Below are 15476 nucleotides of genomic sequence, written 5' to 3'. Positions count from 1 at the left end.
GCCCACCCGACCAGTGACGGCAGGCAGGCGCTTAAACGGACGCTCAGCGCTTCTGATTTCGCATGTAGTCCGTCCTGAACTCAAGGCGCGGAATGATCGTCACGGACTCTGGCACCGGCACTCGCGCGTCCTTCTTCGGTCCTAGATCCATCTTCTCGATACGGATCTCCAAAGCGTCACGAATTACGCTGCGGCGCTGTTCAATCGTGAAGCTCTCCCACTGGTCCAGCTTGCCCAGCAATGGATTGGTCATGACTGCACCGGCTTTCGCTTCGAGTGCCTTGATCTGTGGCCGGTACTTTGCGGCGAGTAGTGCCGTCATGTCTGCGAAGTCCTCAGGTTCCAGATCGTCGCGCTTCGCGAGTGCCTGCTTCTCGGCGTCGAATCGTTGCCGTAGTGCTCTGGCTTCGGCTGCGGCCCTGGTCGCCTCGGCGTCGAGTGCGTCCTCCAATGCACGGCGTCTGGCGATCTCTGGCGCGTAGTGGTCGAGAAGTGACTGCACCACAAGGTCGTCCACCATCTCGGCCTTGCGCGCCACGCAACCACGGCGAGGGCATCGGTATTGCGGACTCTGACTGCGTGCATTGCCCTGTGTGATGTGCTGCACCGGAGTCCCACAGACGCCACAGACGGCGATACCACTGCACAAGTGACGCGGCTTCGGGCCTGTGGTGGACTTGCGGCGCGGATCGATCAAGAGTGCTTCGAGTCTGCGCTGTTCGTCCTTCGTGATTATGGCTGGCCAGTTCCCGGCGTAGTCGTGGCCTCGGTGCCGTCTGATACCCGCGTAGCTCGGCGTCAACAGCATCTTGCGAACCGAACGCGCTGGCCTACCGTCGCCCCAACGTCGAGCGACTTCGTACAACGTCAAGCCTTCGAGCACGCCTGCCACCATTGCACGGACTATCTCTGCATCGGATTCGACTATGGCCAAAGTGTTTACGACTTTGCCGTCTTCGTTCTTCGTCGTTGCGCGCTCGTATCCGAATGGCGGGACTCCGTGCGGTATACCGGCTTTGGCATTGGCCAGAAGTGCCCGTCGTGTGCGCTTGCTGGTGAGGATCGAATGTTGCTCGTCGTAGATGCCGCGCTGTTTCCACTGTGGATCGTCTTCTTCGAGCACGTCGTAGTCTCCGACGACGAAAATGCCTGTGCCGTAAGTCGATGCCTTGCCTACGAAGTCGACAAGTTCCTCGATCTTGCGGGTGAGTCGCGACTGTTCGTAGACCACGATCACGTCTACGTCGAGTGAATTGATCACGGAGGTACAAAGTTTCGTGAATCCCGGTCGCTGTTTGCGCATGTACTTGCTCGCGCTGAACTCGTTGTCGGAAATGACCTCGACAACCGTCCACCCTTTGTCGTGACAAATCTCGCGGACGACGTTCTCCTGCTCTTCCACGGATCGACCGATGCCCGTTGCGTCCTTACTCGCACGGCAGTAGATCGCTGCGTTTAAACCTGTTGCGCTGGTGCCTGTTTGATTTTTCATGGCTCGATCCCTTGACATAGTGCCTGCTCAGGGTCCATTCTACCCCTGCACTACCTGGATCGGACTTGCACGGTCGTGTCGATGCCCGGCGTGGTGACGGAGATGTGGTCGGCGGTGTCCGGGTCGCCGAGTGCGAACGCGGCCATCGTCCGTTCACCCGACTGCAGGTCGAGCAGCATCAGTCTGCCGTCCGGATGATCGCGCACGAGCTTCTCGAGGTCGTCGAGGTCCCGCAACTTCTGCTCGGCGTACCACAGCCGGGCGTCGTCGTCGGTGAACGATCCGCCGAAGATGTTGCGGTCCAACCTGTCCCGGAGCCGGACCCGTTCCGCCTCCCACCGCGACCGCTCGTCGTCGAACCGGCTCACGTTCGCCTCGTGCCGCACCGCGGACGGGATGCCGTCGCGACTGCCCACCCACTCGGGATGCTGCTCGATCACCTCGCGGCGCTGGGCTGCCGGCAGGGCGTCCCAGTACTCGCGGTTGTCGAGCGGGGAACCGTCCGGCGGCGGCGCCGGGGCGGACAGTCCGGTGCCCGGGCGATCCGTCTCACCGGGTTCGGCCGCGCCGTCCGCGGCCCGCGTCAGGACAGCGGCCGCGTCGGCGACGAGGTCCTCCGCCTGCAGGATCAACGCCCGGGCGGCGGCACGAAGTTCGTCCCGCCGTGTTGCCGCAGCGTCGACCGGTGGTCCGGGCGCATCGATGATGTCCCCGTTGTCCGACAGGACCATCCCGTGGGCGGCAGCCGCTTCCCGGAGGCCGCCGACCTCGGCTTTCAGGTGCGTGACCGCGTCGACCAGGTCGCGGGCCAGCCTCTCGACGACGGCGATCGCCGTCGCCTCACCGCTCAGATCATCCGCGACGATCCGGAACCGCCGACGTGCGGCGTCCGCGGCGTCGTCCTGCCACGCCGGCAACCGGCCGATGTCCGCGAGACCGTCCTGCACGAAACGGATCGTCGCCGCCCGCACCGACAGCGACCGTTGCACGGCCTGCAGCGCGCGGGTGTCCCACTGGACTATGTCCCTCAGATTCACGATCCCCCCCAGGATGCATACTGCCCGTACCCTAACGGATCGATCGCGTCCGCGGGAGTCCGATCTCGTCTCGACCGACACGAAGGATCGAAAATGAGCGGTTCCATCCACGTCGACACGGCGGCCCTACGCGCGGCGGCCGGTCAGCTCGACGTCCTGTTCGACGACGCGTCCTCTCAACTGAACACCATCGACGCGGCCCTCGCCGACTCGGGTGCGGCGTGGCCGGAGGCGGCCGAAGCCGCGTTCGGCCGGTTCACGTCCTACCTGGACGATCGCCGGGAGTTGTTGCAGCGGACTGTGGCCGAGATGTCGACGAATCTCGTCGAGTGCGCGCGCCGATACGACGCTCAGGACGGGGCCACCGCCGGGCACCTCGACGCGGTCGCGCCGGCCACGAGCCTCGACCTGTAGGCGCTTCGCACCCGTGCGCCTATGTGGTTGCCGGAACAACCAGAAAGGCGCACGGGCGGCGGAGCCGCCTATGCCAGCGCCTGCTCCAGGTCCGTCAGCAGGTCGGCGGTGTCTTCGAGTCCCACGGACAGCCGGACGACGCCGTCGGTGATGCCCACGGCTGCACGACCTTCCGGGCCCATCGCCCGGTGGGTGGTGGTGGCCGGGTGGGTGATGAGCGACTTGGAGTCGCCGAGGTTGTTGGAGATGTTGACCAGCCGCAGGGCGTCGAGGAGTTCGAATGCCCGCTTCTTCGCTTCGCCCTCGGATGCGTTCAGCGCGAAGGTGACGACGGTGCCGCCGCCGCTCATCTGCCGCCTGGCGAGTTCGTGCTGGGGGTGCGATTCGAGGAACGGGTACTTGACCCAGTCGACCGCGGAGTGGTCCTCGAGGAACTGTGCGATCTCCAGTGCGGAGCCCACGGAGTGGCGCACCCGGATCGGCATCGTCTCGAGCCCCTTGAGGAGCGTCCACGCGTTGAACGGGCTGAGCGCCGGCCCGGTGTGGCGCATGAGGTTCTGGACGGGACCCTCGATGTAGTCCTTCGGCCCGAGGATCGCCCCGCCGAGCACGCGGCCCTGGCCGTCGATGTGCTTGGTGCCGGAGTAGACGACGACGTCGGCACCCAACTCCAGGCTGTGCTGCAGCAGCGGCGTCGCGAACACGTTGTCCAGCACGACCTTTGCGCCGGCGGCGTGCGCGAGCTCCGCCACCCGGGGCACGTCGACGAGCGTCTGCATCGGGTTCGACGGCGTCTCGAAGAACACCGCGGTGGTCGGCTCGGACAGAGCCTTCTCCCACTGGTCGAGGTCTTCACCGTCGACGAACACCGTCTCCACACCCCAGCGGGGCAGGATCTCGTTGCACACCACGAAGCAGGAACCGAACAGGCTACGTGCCGCGACCAGCCGGTCGCCGGCCTTCAGCAGCGCGCCCAGTGCGGTGAACACCGCGGACATGCCGCTGGCCGTGCCGAAGCACGCCTCTGCGCCCTCGATCAGGCGCAGTCGCTCCTCGAACATCTTCACGGTCGGGTTGCCGTACCGGGAGTAGACGAAGTGGTCGATCTCGCCGGTGAACGACGCCTCGGCCGCTCCCGCGCTCTCGAACACGAAACCGGAGTTCAGGAAGATCGCTTCGGACGTCTCTTCGAACCCGGAACGGAGTGTTCCTCCGCGCACGCTGATCGTGCCCTGGCCGATGTCGTCCGGCAGCGCCTTGTCAAACGCGCCGCCTCGAGGAATTGCACTCACCACTGCCTCCACGGCAGGCCCAGAGCCCGCCAGCCGACCGCCCCACGGTGACCTTCGGCGTCCAAGCCGCCTTCGAAACCGTCGAGCACGTTGTACGACGGGCCGATGCCCGCCGCTGTCGCGGCTTCCGCCGCACCGATGGACCGCTGGCCGGAGCGACACAGGAAGATCACCGGGGCGTTCTCCCCACCCGCGATCCCGGCCTCCTTCAGCTGGTCCACGAAGTTGTCGTTACGAGTGCCCGTCGGGTAGCTGACCCATTCGATCAGCACGGTCTTCCGCCCGAGCGAGGTGGTGTCGGGGACTCCGACGTACTTCCACTCGGCGTCCGTCCGCACATCCACGAGCACAGCGTCGGGATTCTCGCGGAGCAGCTCCCAGGCATGCTCCGGCGTTATGTCGCCTGCGTAACTCACCATGTCAGCTTTTCACAACCCTGTTCGGTATGCCCTTCCGGGCAACGGTCAGTTGCAGACGACCCATGTCTCGCCGTCCCGCGTCAATTGCCAGGTATCCGTCGTCTCGCCCTTGCCGTCGTCGGCGCTGACCCGGACCTCCGCCCGGGCACGATCCCCGTTGACCTCGGACGACTCGACGCCCTGCAGCGTGACCTCGCCTTCCCGGTCCCGGAGCACCGACCGGTCGTCGGACCACGACGAGCAGACCAGCGTCTTCTGCAGATCGGCGTCGTCGTGGTTGTGGGCCTGGATGAAGTCGGCGACCGAACGGTTGATGCGGTCCGCTTCCGTGACGTTCTCGTCGGCGGGCGAGAGCCTGCTGGACACGACGATGGCCACGAGGATGACGACAATCACGGTGACGGCGGCGATGAACGGCACCGCCGTGGTGCGCCGGGGATCCACCGGATCTTCGGTGCCTCCCGCGTCGCGCTGGGGCGATTCGCTCGAACCGGACATGACTTCCCTTCGATCTCGGCGTGGCCACGAGTGTATAGAGCAGCCCCTACAAATCGTGTTTGTGACCCCCCAACGCGAAGGCGACTACCCTCTACAGGCGTGCGTGCCGAGAATGGGCTCTGCCCTGTCGCCGCACCTCGGCCACCCGATTAGGCTGGGCTTAATTTAAGCTGAGGTTTCGTTGTCCGCCCATCAGAAGGTAGTTCGCTCCAGATGACTGATCAGACACGTCCGTTGCGCGTTGCGATCGTGGGTGCCGGCCCCGCCGGTATCTACGCAGCCGACGCTCTCATGAAATCCGATGCCGCGTCTGACGGCGGGATCAGCATCGATCTCTTCGAGCGGATGCCTGCCCCCTTCGGTCTGATCCGGTACGGCGTCGCACCCGACCACCCGCGCATCAAGGGCATCATCACCGCCCTGCACAAGGTGCTCGACAAGCCGTCGGTGCGCCTGCTGGGCAACATCGACTACGGCAGCGACATCACCCTCGAAGACCTGCACAACTTCTACGACGCGGTGATCTTCTCCACCGGCGCCAACGCCGACCGCGCCCTCAACATCCCGGGCATCGAACTCGACGGCAGCTACGGCGCCGCCGACTTCGTCTCCTGGTACGACGGCCACCCCGACGTCCCGCGCACCTGGCCCCTCGAGGCCGAGAAGGTCGCCGTCCTCGGTGTCGGCAACGTCGCCCTCGACATCGCCCGCGTCCTCGCCAAGACCGGCGACGAACTGCTGCCGACGGAGATCCCCGCCAACGTCTACGAGGGACTCAAGGCCAACAAGGCCGTCGAGGTCCACGTGTTCGGTCGCCGCGGGCCCGCGCAGGCCAAGTTCACCCCCCTCGAGCTGCGTGAACTCGACCACTCGCCGACGATCGAGGTCATCGTCGATCCCGAGGACATCGACTACGACGAGGGCTCCGAGCAGGCGCGCCGCAATTCCAAGCAGGTCGACATGGTCGCCAACACCCTGCAGGACTGGGCCATCCGCGACGTGGGCAACCGTCCGCACAAGCTGTTCCTGCACTTCTTCGAATCGCCCACCGAGGTGCTCGGCGAGGACGGCAAGGTCGTCGGTCTGCGCACCGAGCGCACTCAGCTCGACGGCACCGGCAACGTCAAGGGCACCGGCAAGTTCAACGACTGGGACGTGCAGGCCGTGTACCGCGCGGTGGGCTACCTGTCCCAGAACATCGCGAAGCTCCCGTTCGACGAGCAGGCAGGCACCGTCCCGAACGAGGCCGGACGCGTCATCGCCGACGACTCCGCCGAGGGCAACGACCGGTTCATGCCCGCCACCTACGTCACCGGCTGGATCAAGCGCGGCCCCGTCGGGCTGATCGGCCACACCAAGGGCGACGCGAACGAGACCGTCGCGAACCTCCTCGAGGACCGGGCCGGTTTCGCCGAGCCCGCCAACCCGGGCGAGGACGCGATCATCGAGTTCCTCGAGGGCAAGCAGGTCCCGTACACCACCTGGCAGGGCTGGTACCGCCTCGATGCGCATGAGCGCAGCCTGGGCGAGCCCGAGGGCCGTGAGCGGATCAAGGTCGTCGAGCGCGAGGACATGCTCAAGGCCAGCGAGCCCGACAAGGCCTGATCTTCCGAATCGGTGTGAAGGGAACCTCCTGCGGGAGGTTCCCTTCCGTCGTCTCAGGCCAGGTGTGACGACAGCGCCCGCAACGCCGTGAGCAGTTCCTCGGCGGACATCGCGTGGTCGGGATCCACCAGCCACTGCTCCGCGACGCCGAGCAGCAGCGCCTGGTAGAGAGCGCCCAGTGTGTGTGCCCGGCCCGGCTCGATGCCCGCGTCACCGAACAGTTCGACCAGCCCTTCGCGGGCATCGGCGGTCGACGCCACCAGGTTCTTTCTCAATTCCGGCAGGGAGTCCAGGTGCCCGAGCAGTTCGAACTGCAGCATCCACAACCGACGATGGGCGGTGAACGACTCGATGACACCGGCCCAGATGGCTTCGAACCGTTCCGTAGGACTCATGCCGGGTTCGATCTTCTTCCCGGCGGCCGTCGCGAGGTCGTCCCCCCAGCGCTCCATCTCCCGGTACAGCGCGGCGTGGAGCAGCGCCTCCTTGGTGCCGAAGTGATAGCCGATCGCTGCGAGGCTCACCCCGGAGGCCGACGCGATGTCCCGGGCGGTCGTCCGCGAGTATCCCTTTTCGTACAGGCTGCGCGTGGCGCCGTCGATCAGGTCTTCGCGATTTCCCATGACCTCACCCTAATGAGCCTGAGACGTATGTGTAGGACACTTGTACCAGCGCTCGCGGACGGCTCCGCCACGAAGCGTGTCCCCGCACAAGGCAGGATATAAGTCGTGTTTGACGCCCACGTTCACATCATCGACCCCCGGTTCCCGGTGGTCGAGAACCACGGCTACCTCCCGGAGCCGTTCACCATCGCCGACTACCGGGCGCGCACGGCAGGCTTCGGTGTGGACGGCGGCGCCGTCGTCACGGCCTCGTACCAGGGGACCGATCAGAACTACCTGAAGGCGGCGCTCGAGGAACTCGGCCCCAGCTGGGTGGGCGTCACCCAGATGGAGCCCGACGCCACCGACGAGAGCATCCTCGAACTCGACCGCGCCGGGGTCCGGGCCGTCCGATTCAACCTCCGGCGCAGCGCGACCGACGTGAAACTCCTCACCAAGCAGGCCCTCCGCGCGTACGAGCTGGCCGGCTGGCACGCCGAGTTCTACGTGGACGCCACGCTGCTGCTGTCGCTCGAGCCGGTGTTCGCCAAGCTCCCCGCCGTGTGCATCGACCACCTGGGGATGTCGACACGGGGCCTGCCGTACCTACTCGATCTCGTCGACCGCGGAGTCCGGGTGAAGGCCACCGGGTTCGGGCGAACCACCATCGAGAACGTCGGCGACGTGCTGCGCAAGATCCACGCCGTCAACCCCGAGGCACTGATGTTCGGCACCGACCTACCGGGCAGCCGTTCCCGAAGAGTGTTCCAGGACAGCGACATCGACATCGTCGCGGACGCGGTGGGTGACGACTTCGACGCCGTCATGGGCGGCAACGCACGCGCCTGGTACCGCTGCGACACACCCGAAGGACCCTGTTAGCACGCAGGACCCTTCACGCAGGACCCTTGTCAACAGCCTTCCATCTGCGCGCTGTTCATCGACACCATCTCGGCCACCGGCGGCGTCTGCGGCTGCGCCACCAGCCACATGTTGTAGTTGTTCATCTCCTCGCAGTCCAGCTGTTCCCGGCGTTCCTGTCGCCGCTCACGCTGCCGATCGTCCATGTCGTCGTCGTTCCGGTCGACGGCGATGGCACCGGTGCTCGATCCGTTGGCCTGCCGTTCGAGCCCCCGGACGCCGTCGGCGGTCATGATCCAGCCGAGTGTGTAATCGGCGCCGTCGTGGTTGGTGGTTGCGCGGAACATGCCCTCGTCGGCAGCGGCCGGGTGGGCCACGAACGCCTTGTCTGGCATGCCCGGCGCGCTGACCTGCCCCGTCACGGTGCCGTCACTCATCGACGCGGTGAGTGTCGCTCCGTCCGGCGAAGACAGCGACGCCTTGTCGCCGTCCATGGTGCCGGTCATCCATTTCCACATCTGGTCTCCGTCGCACAGGAAGGCGATCATCTCGTCGCCGGACCTGGCCAGCGCGACGTACGCGTCGGATCCGTCGACCGAACCGACGTAGGTCGGCTCCATCTGTGGGGTCATCACGAACGGTGACGGAACCTTCTCCATCATGTTCGACGCGGGCGCCGCTTCGCCGCTGCTCGAAGCGGCTGCGCTGGTCGTGCTCGGCGCCGCCGAGTCGGACGAGTCGTCGCCGCAGCCGCTCAGGGAGAGGGCCACGGCAGCGAGGGGCGCCAGGATCCAGGTCGTCTTCTTGTTCACGGCGTATTCCTCCGCTAGCCGGGAAGATCAACATCCGCATTTCATCATCGCAGGTGGAGGACGCTTCTGGATACCCCTCGGCGACGATTTCGAACGACCTACGTCGCGACGACCGCAGCCAGCCACACACCCGAGGCGATCAGGGCGCCGAGCAGTTCGATCAGCATCGACAGTCCGACGGCCTTGCAGGCGTGCCACGTCGACGCCCACGCCCGGTTGTGCGAACGCAACCGGTAGAGCTCGGCCACATACGTTCCCGCGATGAAGCCGAGGAACAACCCCACTACGGGAACGACGAAGAACCCCACGATCCCGGCCAGTCCGCCGACGATCAGCGACATATTGGGAACCCCGGCCGTGCGCATCCGTTTACCGGGCCAGGTGTATTTGACGACGCCGCTGATCACGAGGAACACCGTTGCGACCGCGAACACCGTCCACGCCGTCGCGCCGCCGGTCATGATGGCCCACACCAGGATTGCGGCGAAGATGAGGATCGTGCCGGGCAGGATCGGGATGACGATTCCGACGAGCCCGATGATGACGGCCAGGCCGACGAGGAGTTCCGCGCCCGGATTCACGCGACGGGCTCGACGCGGGACGCCGCCTCCCGCGCACGGCTGCGCGCGGTCTCGACGTCCGGTCCCGTGGACACGGCGACGCCCATTCGCCTGCGCACGAAACTCTCGGGCTTCCCGAACAGTCGCAGGTCCGTCTCGGGGACCGCCATCGCGTCGGCGACGCCCTCGAAGCCGATACCGGCGGCGTCGATGCCGCCGTAGATCACCGCGGACGCACCGGGTGTCGTGAGGGTGGTGTCGACGGGCAGGCCGAGGATTGCGCGGGCATGCAGTTCGAACTCCGAGAGTCGTTGTGTCCGAAGGGTGACCAACCCCGTGTCGTGCGGTCGCGGACTGACCTCCGAGAAGTAGACGTCGTCACCCTTCACGAACAGTTCCACACCGAAGATCCCGCGGCCGCCCAGCGCCGTGGTCACCTTCTCGGCCACCTCCCGCGACCGGGCGAGTGCCGCGTCGCTCATCGGTTGCGGCTGCCACGACTCCACGTAATCGCCCGAGTCCTGCAGGTGCCCGATGGGCTCGCAGAAGAAGGTGCCCACCTCGCCGTCGGCATCGATCGCCCGGACGGTGAGCTGGGTGATCTCGTAGTCGAAGTCGACGAACCCTTCCACGATGACGCGGCCGTGATTGATGCGGCCGCCCGCGAGCGCGTACTCCCAGGCCGTCTCGACGTCGCCGGCGTCGCGCACCGTGGACTGCCCCTTGCCGGACGACGACATCACCGGCTTGATCACGCAGGGAAAGCCGATGCGTTCGGTGGCCGCCCGGACCTCCTCGAGCGATTCGGCGAACTCGTAGGGCGACGTCGGCAGCCCCAGCTCCTCCGCCGCGAGGCGCCGGATCCCCTCGCGGTTCATGGTCAGCTGCGTCGCCCGTGCGGTGGGGATGACCACCGCGGTGCCGCGCTCCTCGACCGTGGCCAGGGCGTCGGTGGCGATCGCCTCGATCTCGGGGACCACGAAGTGGGGTCGTTCCTCCTCGACGAGACGCAACAGCGCCTCCGGGTCGCTCATGTCGATCGTGTGCGCGCGGTGCGCCACCTGGTGGCCCGGCGCGTTGTCGTAGCGGTCGACGGCGATCACCTCGACCCCCAGCCGCTGCAGGGCGATGATCACTTCCTTGCCCAGCTCACCCGACCCGAGCAGCATCACGCGCGTCGCGCCTGCCGTCAGAGGTGTACCGAACCGTACGGGTGCCTGTTCACGCATGGTCACAACTATATGCGGGCACGGTTTCGCGCCGACGCCTACTTCAGCAGCCGCGACATCCGGCGGTCGGCGAGCACCTTGCCTCCGGTCTGACACGTCGCGCAGTACTGAAAAGACTTCTCCGCGAACGACACTTCCCGGACGGTGTCGCCGCAGACGGGACAGGGGAGGCCGGTCCGGGCGTGCACTCGCATCCCGGATCGCTTCTCCCCCTTCAGCCGCGCCGCGTCCTGGCCGAGCGACCTCTGGACGGCGTCGCTGAGCACCGACCGCATCGCGTCGTACAGCACGTGCACCTGGTCCTCCGGCAGGGTGCGGGACGTGGCGAACGGGGAAATTTTTGCGGTGTGCAGGATTTCGTCGGAGTACGCGTTGCCGACCCCGGCGAGCAGCGACTGGTCGACGAGCGCATTCTTGATGCGCGCCGACGTGGTGGACAGCAGCGCCGCGAACTCCGGTTCGGTGACGGCGAGGGCGTCGGGTCCGAGCCGGGCAACCCCCTCCACCTCCTGAGGGTCGTGCACCACCCACACCGCGAGCCGCTTCTTGGTGCCCGCCTCGGTCAGGTCGAACGCCGGCGTCGCGCCCTCCGGGGTGAAGAAATGCACCCGCAGCGCCAGCGGGCCCTTCCCCGGTTTCGGCGGCGCCGCCGACGGGTTGTCGGTCCAGCGCAGCCAGCCCCCACGCGAGAGGTGGGTGACGAGCCACAACCCGGAGCAGTCGAGTGCGAGGTGCTTGCCGAACCGGGCCGCGCCCGTCACGTCGCGGCCCTGCAGGTCGGTGATCGGGGGGTCGAACGTCTTCAGCACGCTCAGGGCCGCCACGTCCACTCGGCCGACGACCGCTCCCACGGCGTGTTCACGCAGGAACTCGGCTAACGCCTCCACCTCGGGCAGCTCGGGCATGGTCCCAGGCTAACGGTAGGTGAGCGCCGAAGTGTGCTCCTCCGCGCTTTCTCACTCACCTGCGGAGGAGATAGGTGTCCATGATCCAGCCCTTGCGTTCGCGCAATTCGGCGCGCACCCGCTGGATCTCGTCCTCGACGTCGCGCAGGCGACCGGAGATCAGCACCTCGTCGGGTGTGCCGAGGTAGGCACCCCACCAGATCTGGACGTCGTCGCCGGGGACCTGGGTGAACGTGCAGTGGGCGTCGAGCATGACCACGGCGTTGTCGACACCGTCGGGCAGACCCTCGGCCAGCCGCCTGCCGGTCGTGATGTGCACGGGTTCGCCGATCCGGTTGAGCACGATCCGGTGCTGCGCGGCCAGCGACTGCACACTGGTGACGCCGGGGATCACCGAGTAGTCGAACGACACGTTGCCGCGGTCGAGCACCCGCTCGACGATCCGCAGCGTGCTGTCGTAGAGAGAAGGGTCACCCCACACGAGGATCGCGCCGACCCCCGGCTCGGACGCGAACTCGGCCTCGAACAGTGCCGCCCGGCGCTCGTGCCAGTCGTCGACCACGCCCTCGTAGTCGGACGGCGTGCGATCGCGGGGCGGATCGACGATGTCCACGACACGGTACGGGCCGGTGACGTGCTCCTCGAGGATCGCGGTTCGGAGATCGACGAGGTCCTGCTTCTCGTCGCCCTTGCCGATGACGAAGAACACATCGGCCTTGTTCATCGCCTTGATCGCCTGGACCGTCACCTGGTCGGGGTCGCCGGCGCCGATGCCGATCACGAAGAGTTCACGCATGGGCGCAGGCTATCGCTCGTGCGCCTTTCCGGTTGTTCCAGCTACCGAAAAGGCGCACGGGCGCGAAGCGCCTAAACTGGACGCCGTGACTGTGCCGACCCCGTACGAAGACCTGCTCCGACTCGTCATGGACACGGGCACCCCGAAGGCAGACCGCACCGGGACCGGCACGAAGAGCGTCTTCGGTCATCAGATGCGCTGGAACCTCGCGGACGGGTTTCCGCTGATCACCACGAAGAAGGTGCACCTCAAGTCGATCGTCTACGAACTGTTGTGGTTCCTGCGCGGCGATTCCAACGTGAAGTGGCTCCAGGACAACGGCGTCACGATCTGGGACGAGTGGGCGGACGCGGACGGTGAACTGGGCCCGGTGTACGGCGTGCAGTGGCGCAGCTGGCCGACCCCGTCGGGCGAGCACATCGACCAGATCACCCAGACCATCGAGACGCTGAAGTCGAACCCCGACTCGCGTCGCATCATCGTGTCGGCGTGGAACGTCGGCGACATCCCGCAGATGGCGCTGGCGCCGTGCCACGCGTTCTTCCAGTTCTACGTCGCGGACGGCAAGCTGTCGTGCCAGCTGTACCAGCGCAGCGCCGACCTGTTCCTGGGCGTGCCGTTCAACATCGCGAGTTACGCGCTCCTCACCCACATGGTGGCGCAGCAGGCCGGGCTCGAAGCGGGCGACTTCATCTGGACGGGCGGCGACTGCCACATCTACGACAATCACGTCGACCAGGTCACCGAGCAGTTGAGCCGGGAGCCGTTGCCGTATCCCACGCTGAAACTGCACAAGCGGGATTCGATCTTCGACTACACCTTCGAGGACGTGGAGATCGTCGACTACCGGCACCACCCCGCCATCAAGGCGCCGGTGGCCGTCTAGTGGCGGCGCGGCAGGTCAAGCTGGTCTGGGCACAGGGCGTCGGCGGCGTCATCGGTCGCGACAACACGATCCCGTGGCACGTCCCCGAGGACATGGCGTACTTCAAGAAGGTGACGCAGGGGCACCCGGTGATCATGGGCCGCAGGACGTGGGACTCGCTGCCCCCGAGGTTCCGGCCCCTGCCCGGGCGGCGCAACATCGTGATCAGCCGTCAGCCCGACTGGACCGCGGAGGGTGCCGAGTCCGCCGACGGGCTCGACTCCGCACTCGCGCTCACCGACGAGGACGTCTGCGTCATCGGCGGCGCGCAGATCTACACGGCGGCAATGCCGTTCGCCACGCAGCTACTGGTCTCCGAGATCGACGTCACGATCGGCGGCGACGCCTGGGCACCCCCGATCGACGACTCCTGGCACGCGCAGGACACCGGTGAGTGGCTCACGTCGGCGAAGAACGGCACCCGGTACCGGTGGATCACCTACACCCGGGCATTACCTGCGAGGTAATTGAGAGCATTCGGCTTCGGCGCCAACGGCGTCGCCTACCTCGCCGCCGCCACCGTGCTCGACGACGTCCTCGGCCCGACAGCCGGCTTCCTTCGTGCCATCGGCGTCTTTCTGCTCGTCTTCACCGCCGGGGTGTGGGCGGTGAGCGTGCCGGACCGTCCCGCGCCGGCCGCGGTGGACGCCGTCGTCCTCGCGAACGTCGTCTGGGTGGGCGCGAGCGTGGCCCTGGTGCTCACGCAGTCGCAGCACCTCACTACCGTCGGCGTCGTCTGGGTGCTGCTGCAGGCCGTGGTGGTCGGCGCGTTCGCCGCGGCCCAGGGCTGGGCCCTCACCCGGCGCTGACCGACGCCCCCTTTGCCGCCGCACCGTTACCCCATTCGACGGGTGACGGTGCGCGCAGTGGTTCATACTCACCTCATGGACAAGAAGTCACTGACCGCCCTTGCCCGTCAGCAACTGAAGTTGGCAGGCGGGACGTCCAGCGGCCGCAGTTCGCAGACCGTGTACGGCGGACATCGGCGCAGCCTCCGACAGACCGTCATCGCCTTGGCCGCGGGTCAGAAGATGGCCGAGCACGAGAGCCCGGGCGAGGCCACCCTGTTCATTCTCAGCGGCAAACTGAACCTCGTGTCCGGCGAGGACTCGTGGAAGGGTTCCACCGGCGATCTGCTGGTCCTTCCGACCGATCGGCACAGCGTCGAGGCGATCGAGGACGTCGCGTTCCTGCTCACCGTCGCCATGTGACGGCCGGTTCGCGGACACCGCGGGCCACCACCGCTCGCCGGTATCGTCGGTACCGGCACGCACAGCAGTGGAGACGCAGGAGAACGCATGACCGAATCCCAGCCGGTGATCGAGGTGGCCGTCGCCGCGGCGCCCTCGGTGGTGTGGCAGGCCCTGCGCGACCCGGAGTTGATCCGACGCTGGCACGGCTGGGACTACGCCGGCCTGGCCGACGAGATCAGGGAAATCTATTTCGACGACGTGACCGAGGACGCCGCCGCCTTCACCCTCGCCCTGAACGGCGCCGACAAGTTCAGCCTCCACGAGCACGAGGGCACCACACTGGTGCGGATCACCCGCCCGCCCCGCAGCGGCGACCCCGCCGCGGACGACTGGTACGACGACGTCACCGAGGGCTGGACCACGTTCCTGCAGTTCCTCAAATTCGGCATCGAGCGGCACGGACTCGACGAGCGTCGCACGCTGTTCCTCGAAGGCCCGGTCGCGGAGGGTGATTCGGCGCGGCACCTGCTCGGCCTCGACAAGCTCGAGGGCATGACGGTCGGCGATCATTTCACCGTGGTCGCCGAGACGGGCGATCTGCTGCACGGGGTGGTGTGTTTCGTGGGCGAACACCAGACCGCGGTGAGTGTCGACGACCTCGGCCCGGGACTGTTGCAGTTCGGCGAGCAGCCCGTCAACGCGGCACGTCCCCACGGCGGTGCGCAGATCCTGCTGGCGGCCTACGACCTGGACGACGAGGAGTGGGCCGAACTCGACGAGCGCTGGAGAGAGTGGTGGCAGGCCCGGCCGGGGGCCGAACCTGCCACCTGAGTTCT

The 15476-nt window shown here is 66.9% G+C and carries 18 protein-coding genes and 1 pseudogene; 8 read left to right on the top strand and 11 right to left on the bottom strand.

Annotated features, from left to right (window positions below):
• Nucleotides 1–43: 43 nt before the first annotated feature.
• Together QM806_RS14235 and QM806_RS14230 are read right to left on the bottom strand one after the other, a co-directional pair.
• On the bottom strand, nt 44–1492 hold the full coding sequence (locus QM806_RS14235) for a recombinase family protein (RefSeq protein WP_283291827.1): 1449 nt from the start codon (nt 1490–1492) through the stop codon (nt 44–46).
• A gap of 71 nt (nt 1493–1563) precedes the next feature.
• Nucleotides 1564–2529: pseudogene (locus QM806_RS14230) on the bottom strand (alpha/beta hydrolase); the annotation flags it as partial.
• Between the two features lie 93 nt (nt 2530–2622).
• On the opposite strand from QM806_RS14230, the gene QM806_RS14225 reads away from it, so the two are divergent.
• The gene (locus QM806_RS14225) at nt 2623–2943 is read left to right on the top strand and encodes a type VII secretion target (RefSeq protein WP_005562412.1); all 321 of its coding nucleotides are present in this window, start codon (nt 2623–2625) and stop codon (nt 2941–2943) included.
• Nucleotides 2944–3011: 68 nt separating this feature from the next.
• On the opposite strand, the gene QM806_RS14220 is transcribed toward QM806_RS14225, so the two are convergent.
• From QM806_RS14220 to QM806_RS14210, 3 genes are read right to left on the bottom strand one after another with little or no spacing between them, the layout of a single operon-like run.
• Entirely contained in the window at nt 3012–4235 is a 1224-nt protein-coding gene (locus QM806_RS14220) for an O-succinylhomoserine sulfhydrylase (RefSeq protein WP_082359681.1), read from the bottom strand.
• Nucleotides 4232–4651 carry a rhodanese-like domain-containing protein gene (locus QM806_RS14215; protein ID WP_005562410.1) on the bottom strand — a complete coding sequence of 140 codons (420 nt, stop codon included), beginning with the start codon at nt 4649–4651 and terminating at the stop codon, nt 4232–4234. The genes QM806_RS14220 and QM806_RS14215 overlap by 4 nt, the downstream gene beginning before the upstream one ends.
• 48 nt (nt 4652–4699) lie before the next feature.
• Entirely contained in the window at nt 4700–5152 is a 453-nt protein-coding gene (locus tag QM806_RS14210; RefSeq protein ID WP_005562408.1) for an Rv0361 family membrane protein, read from the bottom strand.
• A gap of 213 nt (nt 5153–5365) precedes the next feature.
• Here QM806_RS14210 and QM806_RS14205 point away from each other — a divergent pair, with 213 nt between their 5' ends.
• Nucleotides 5366–6757, top strand: coding sequence for an FAD-dependent oxidoreductase (locus tag QM806_RS14205; protein WP_005254198.1), 1392 nt, complete (start codon nt 5366–5368; stop codon nt 6755–6757).
• A gap of 53 nt (nt 6758–6810) precedes the next feature.
• Here the strand turns inward: QM806_RS14205 and QM806_RS14200 are convergent, their stop codons facing one another.
• On the bottom strand, nt 6811–7380 hold the full coding sequence (locus QM806_RS14200) for a TetR/AcrR family transcriptional regulator (protein WP_005254199.1): 570 nt from the start codon (nt 7378–7380) through the stop codon (nt 6811–6813).
• Nucleotides 7381–7485: 105 nt separating this feature from the next.
• On the opposite strand from QM806_RS14200, the gene QM806_RS14195 reads away from it, so the two are divergent.
• Complete coding sequence (locus tag QM806_RS14195) at nt 7486–8241, top strand: amidohydrolase family protein (RefSeq protein ID WP_005562405.1); 756 nt, start codon at nt 7486–7488, stop codon at nt 8239–8241.
• A gap of 29 nt (nt 8242–8270) precedes the next feature.
• Here QM806_RS14195 and QM806_RS14190 read toward each other — a convergent pair whose 3' ends face one another.
• From QM806_RS14190 to cobF, 5 genes are all read right to left on the bottom strand, one after another.
• Entirely contained in the window at nt 8271–9032 is a 762-nt protein-coding gene (locus QM806_RS14190; RefSeq protein ID WP_005562404.1) for a hypothetical protein, read from the bottom strand.
• Between the two features lie 98 nt (nt 9033–9130).
• Entirely contained in the window at nt 9131–9613 is a 483-nt protein-coding gene (locus tag QM806_RS14185; RefSeq protein ID WP_005562402.1) for a DUF456 domain-containing protein, read from the bottom strand.
• Nucleotides 9610–10821: a formate-dependent phosphoribosylglycinamide formyltransferase gene (purT, locus tag QM806_RS14180; protein WP_043787706.1), complete on the bottom strand. Its 1212-nt coding sequence runs from the start codon at nt 10819–10821 to the stop codon at nt 9610–9612. Before purT ends, QM806_RS14185 begins: the two co-directional genes overlap by 4 nt.
• Before the next feature lie 38 nt (nt 10822–10859).
• The gene (locus QM806_RS14175; RefSeq protein ID WP_005562398.1) at nt 10860–11726 is read right to left on the bottom strand and encodes an Fpg/Nei family DNA glycosylase; all 867 of its coding nucleotides are present in this window, start codon (nt 11724–11726) and stop codon (nt 10860–10862) included.
• Nucleotides 11727–11781: 55 nt separating this feature from the next.
• On the bottom strand, nt 11782–12522 hold the full coding sequence (gene cobF, locus QM806_RS14170) for a precorrin-6A synthase (deacetylating) (protein WP_269591291.1): 741 nt from the start codon (nt 12520–12522) through the stop codon (nt 11782–11784).
• Nucleotides 12523–12607: 85 nt separating this feature from the next.
• Here cobF and QM806_RS14165 point away from each other — a divergent pair, with 85 nt between their 5' ends.
• From QM806_RS14165 to QM806_RS14145, 5 genes are all read left to right on the top strand, one after another.
• Nucleotides 12608–13408: a thymidylate synthase gene (locus QM806_RS14165; protein ID WP_005562396.1), complete on the top strand. Its 801-nt coding sequence runs from the start codon at nt 12608–12610 to the stop codon at nt 13406–13408.
• Nucleotides 13408–13914, top strand: a complete 507-nt coding sequence (locus tag QM806_RS14160; RefSeq protein WP_005562395.1) for a dihydrofolate reductase — start codon at nt 13408–13410, stop codon at nt 13912–13914. Before QM806_RS14165 ends, QM806_RS14160 begins: the two co-directional genes overlap by 1 nt.
• The gene (locus tag QM806_RS14155; RefSeq protein ID WP_065492127.1) at nt 13915–14256 is read left to right on the top strand and encodes a hypothetical protein; all 342 of its coding nucleotides are present in this window, start codon (nt 13915–13917) and stop codon (nt 14254–14256) included. It abuts the gene before it with no gap.
• 75 nt (nt 14257–14331) lie between these two features.
• Nucleotides 14332–14658: a cupin domain-containing protein gene (locus QM806_RS14150; protein ID WP_005254209.1), complete on the top strand. Its 327-nt coding sequence runs from the start codon at nt 14332–14334 to the stop codon at nt 14656–14658.
• A gap of 87 nt (nt 14659–14745) precedes the next feature.
• Nucleotides 14746–15471, top strand: a complete 726-nt coding sequence (locus tag QM806_RS14145) for a hypothetical protein (RefSeq protein WP_182624571.1) — start codon at nt 14746–14748, stop codon at nt 15469–15471.
• Nucleotides 15472–15476 lie beyond the last annotated feature (5 nt).

This window comes from Rhodococcus sp. IEGM 1351 (assembly GCF_030056875.1).
Classification (GTDB): Bacteria; Actinomycetota; Actinomycetes; order Mycobacteriales; family Mycobacteriaceae; genus Rhodococcus_F; species Rhodococcus_F opacus.
This window is presented reverse-complemented; position numbering and strand designations above follow the sequence as displayed.

Bases quoted from the DNA above. Each gene is read 5' to 3' on its own strand.
- QM806_RS14175 (WP_005562398.1), bottom strand. From the start codon at position 11,726: ATGCCCGAGCTGCCCGAGGTGGAGGCGTTAGCCGAGTTCCTGCGTGAA.
- cobF (WP_269591291.1), bottom strand. From the start codon at position 12,522: ATGCGTGAACTCTTCGTGATCGGCATCGGCGCCGGCGACCCCGACCAG.
- QM806_RS14145 (WP_182624571.1), top strand. From the start codon at position 14,746: ATGACCGAATCCCAGCCGGTGATCGAGGTGGCCGTCGCCGCGGCGCCC.
- QM806_RS14210 (WP_005562408.1), bottom strand. From the start codon at position 5,152: ATGTCCGGTTCGAGCGAATCGCCCCAGCGCGACGCGGGAGGCACCGAA.
- purT (WP_043787706.1), bottom strand. From the start codon at position 10,821: ATGCGTGAACAGGCACCCGTACGGTTCGGTACACCTCTGACGGCAGGC.
- QM806_RS14235 (WP_283291827.1), bottom strand. From the start codon at position 1,492: ATGAAAAATCAAACAGGCACCAGCGCAACAGGTTTAAACGCAGCGATC.
- QM806_RS14205 (WP_005254198.1), top strand. From the start codon at position 5,366: ATGACTGATCAGACACGTCCGTTGCGCGTTGCGATCGTGGGTGCCGGC.
- QM806_RS14200 (WP_005254199.1), bottom strand. From the start codon at position 7,380: ATGGGAAATCGCGAAGACCTGATCGACGGCGCCACGCGCAGCCTGTAC.
- QM806_RS14225 (WP_005562412.1), top strand. From the start codon at position 2,623: ATGAGCGGTTCCATCCACGTCGACACGGCGGCCCTACGCGCGGCGGCC.
- QM806_RS14150 (WP_005254209.1), top strand. From the start codon at position 14,332: ATGGACAAGAAGTCACTGACCGCCCTTGCCCGTCAGCAACTGAAGTTG.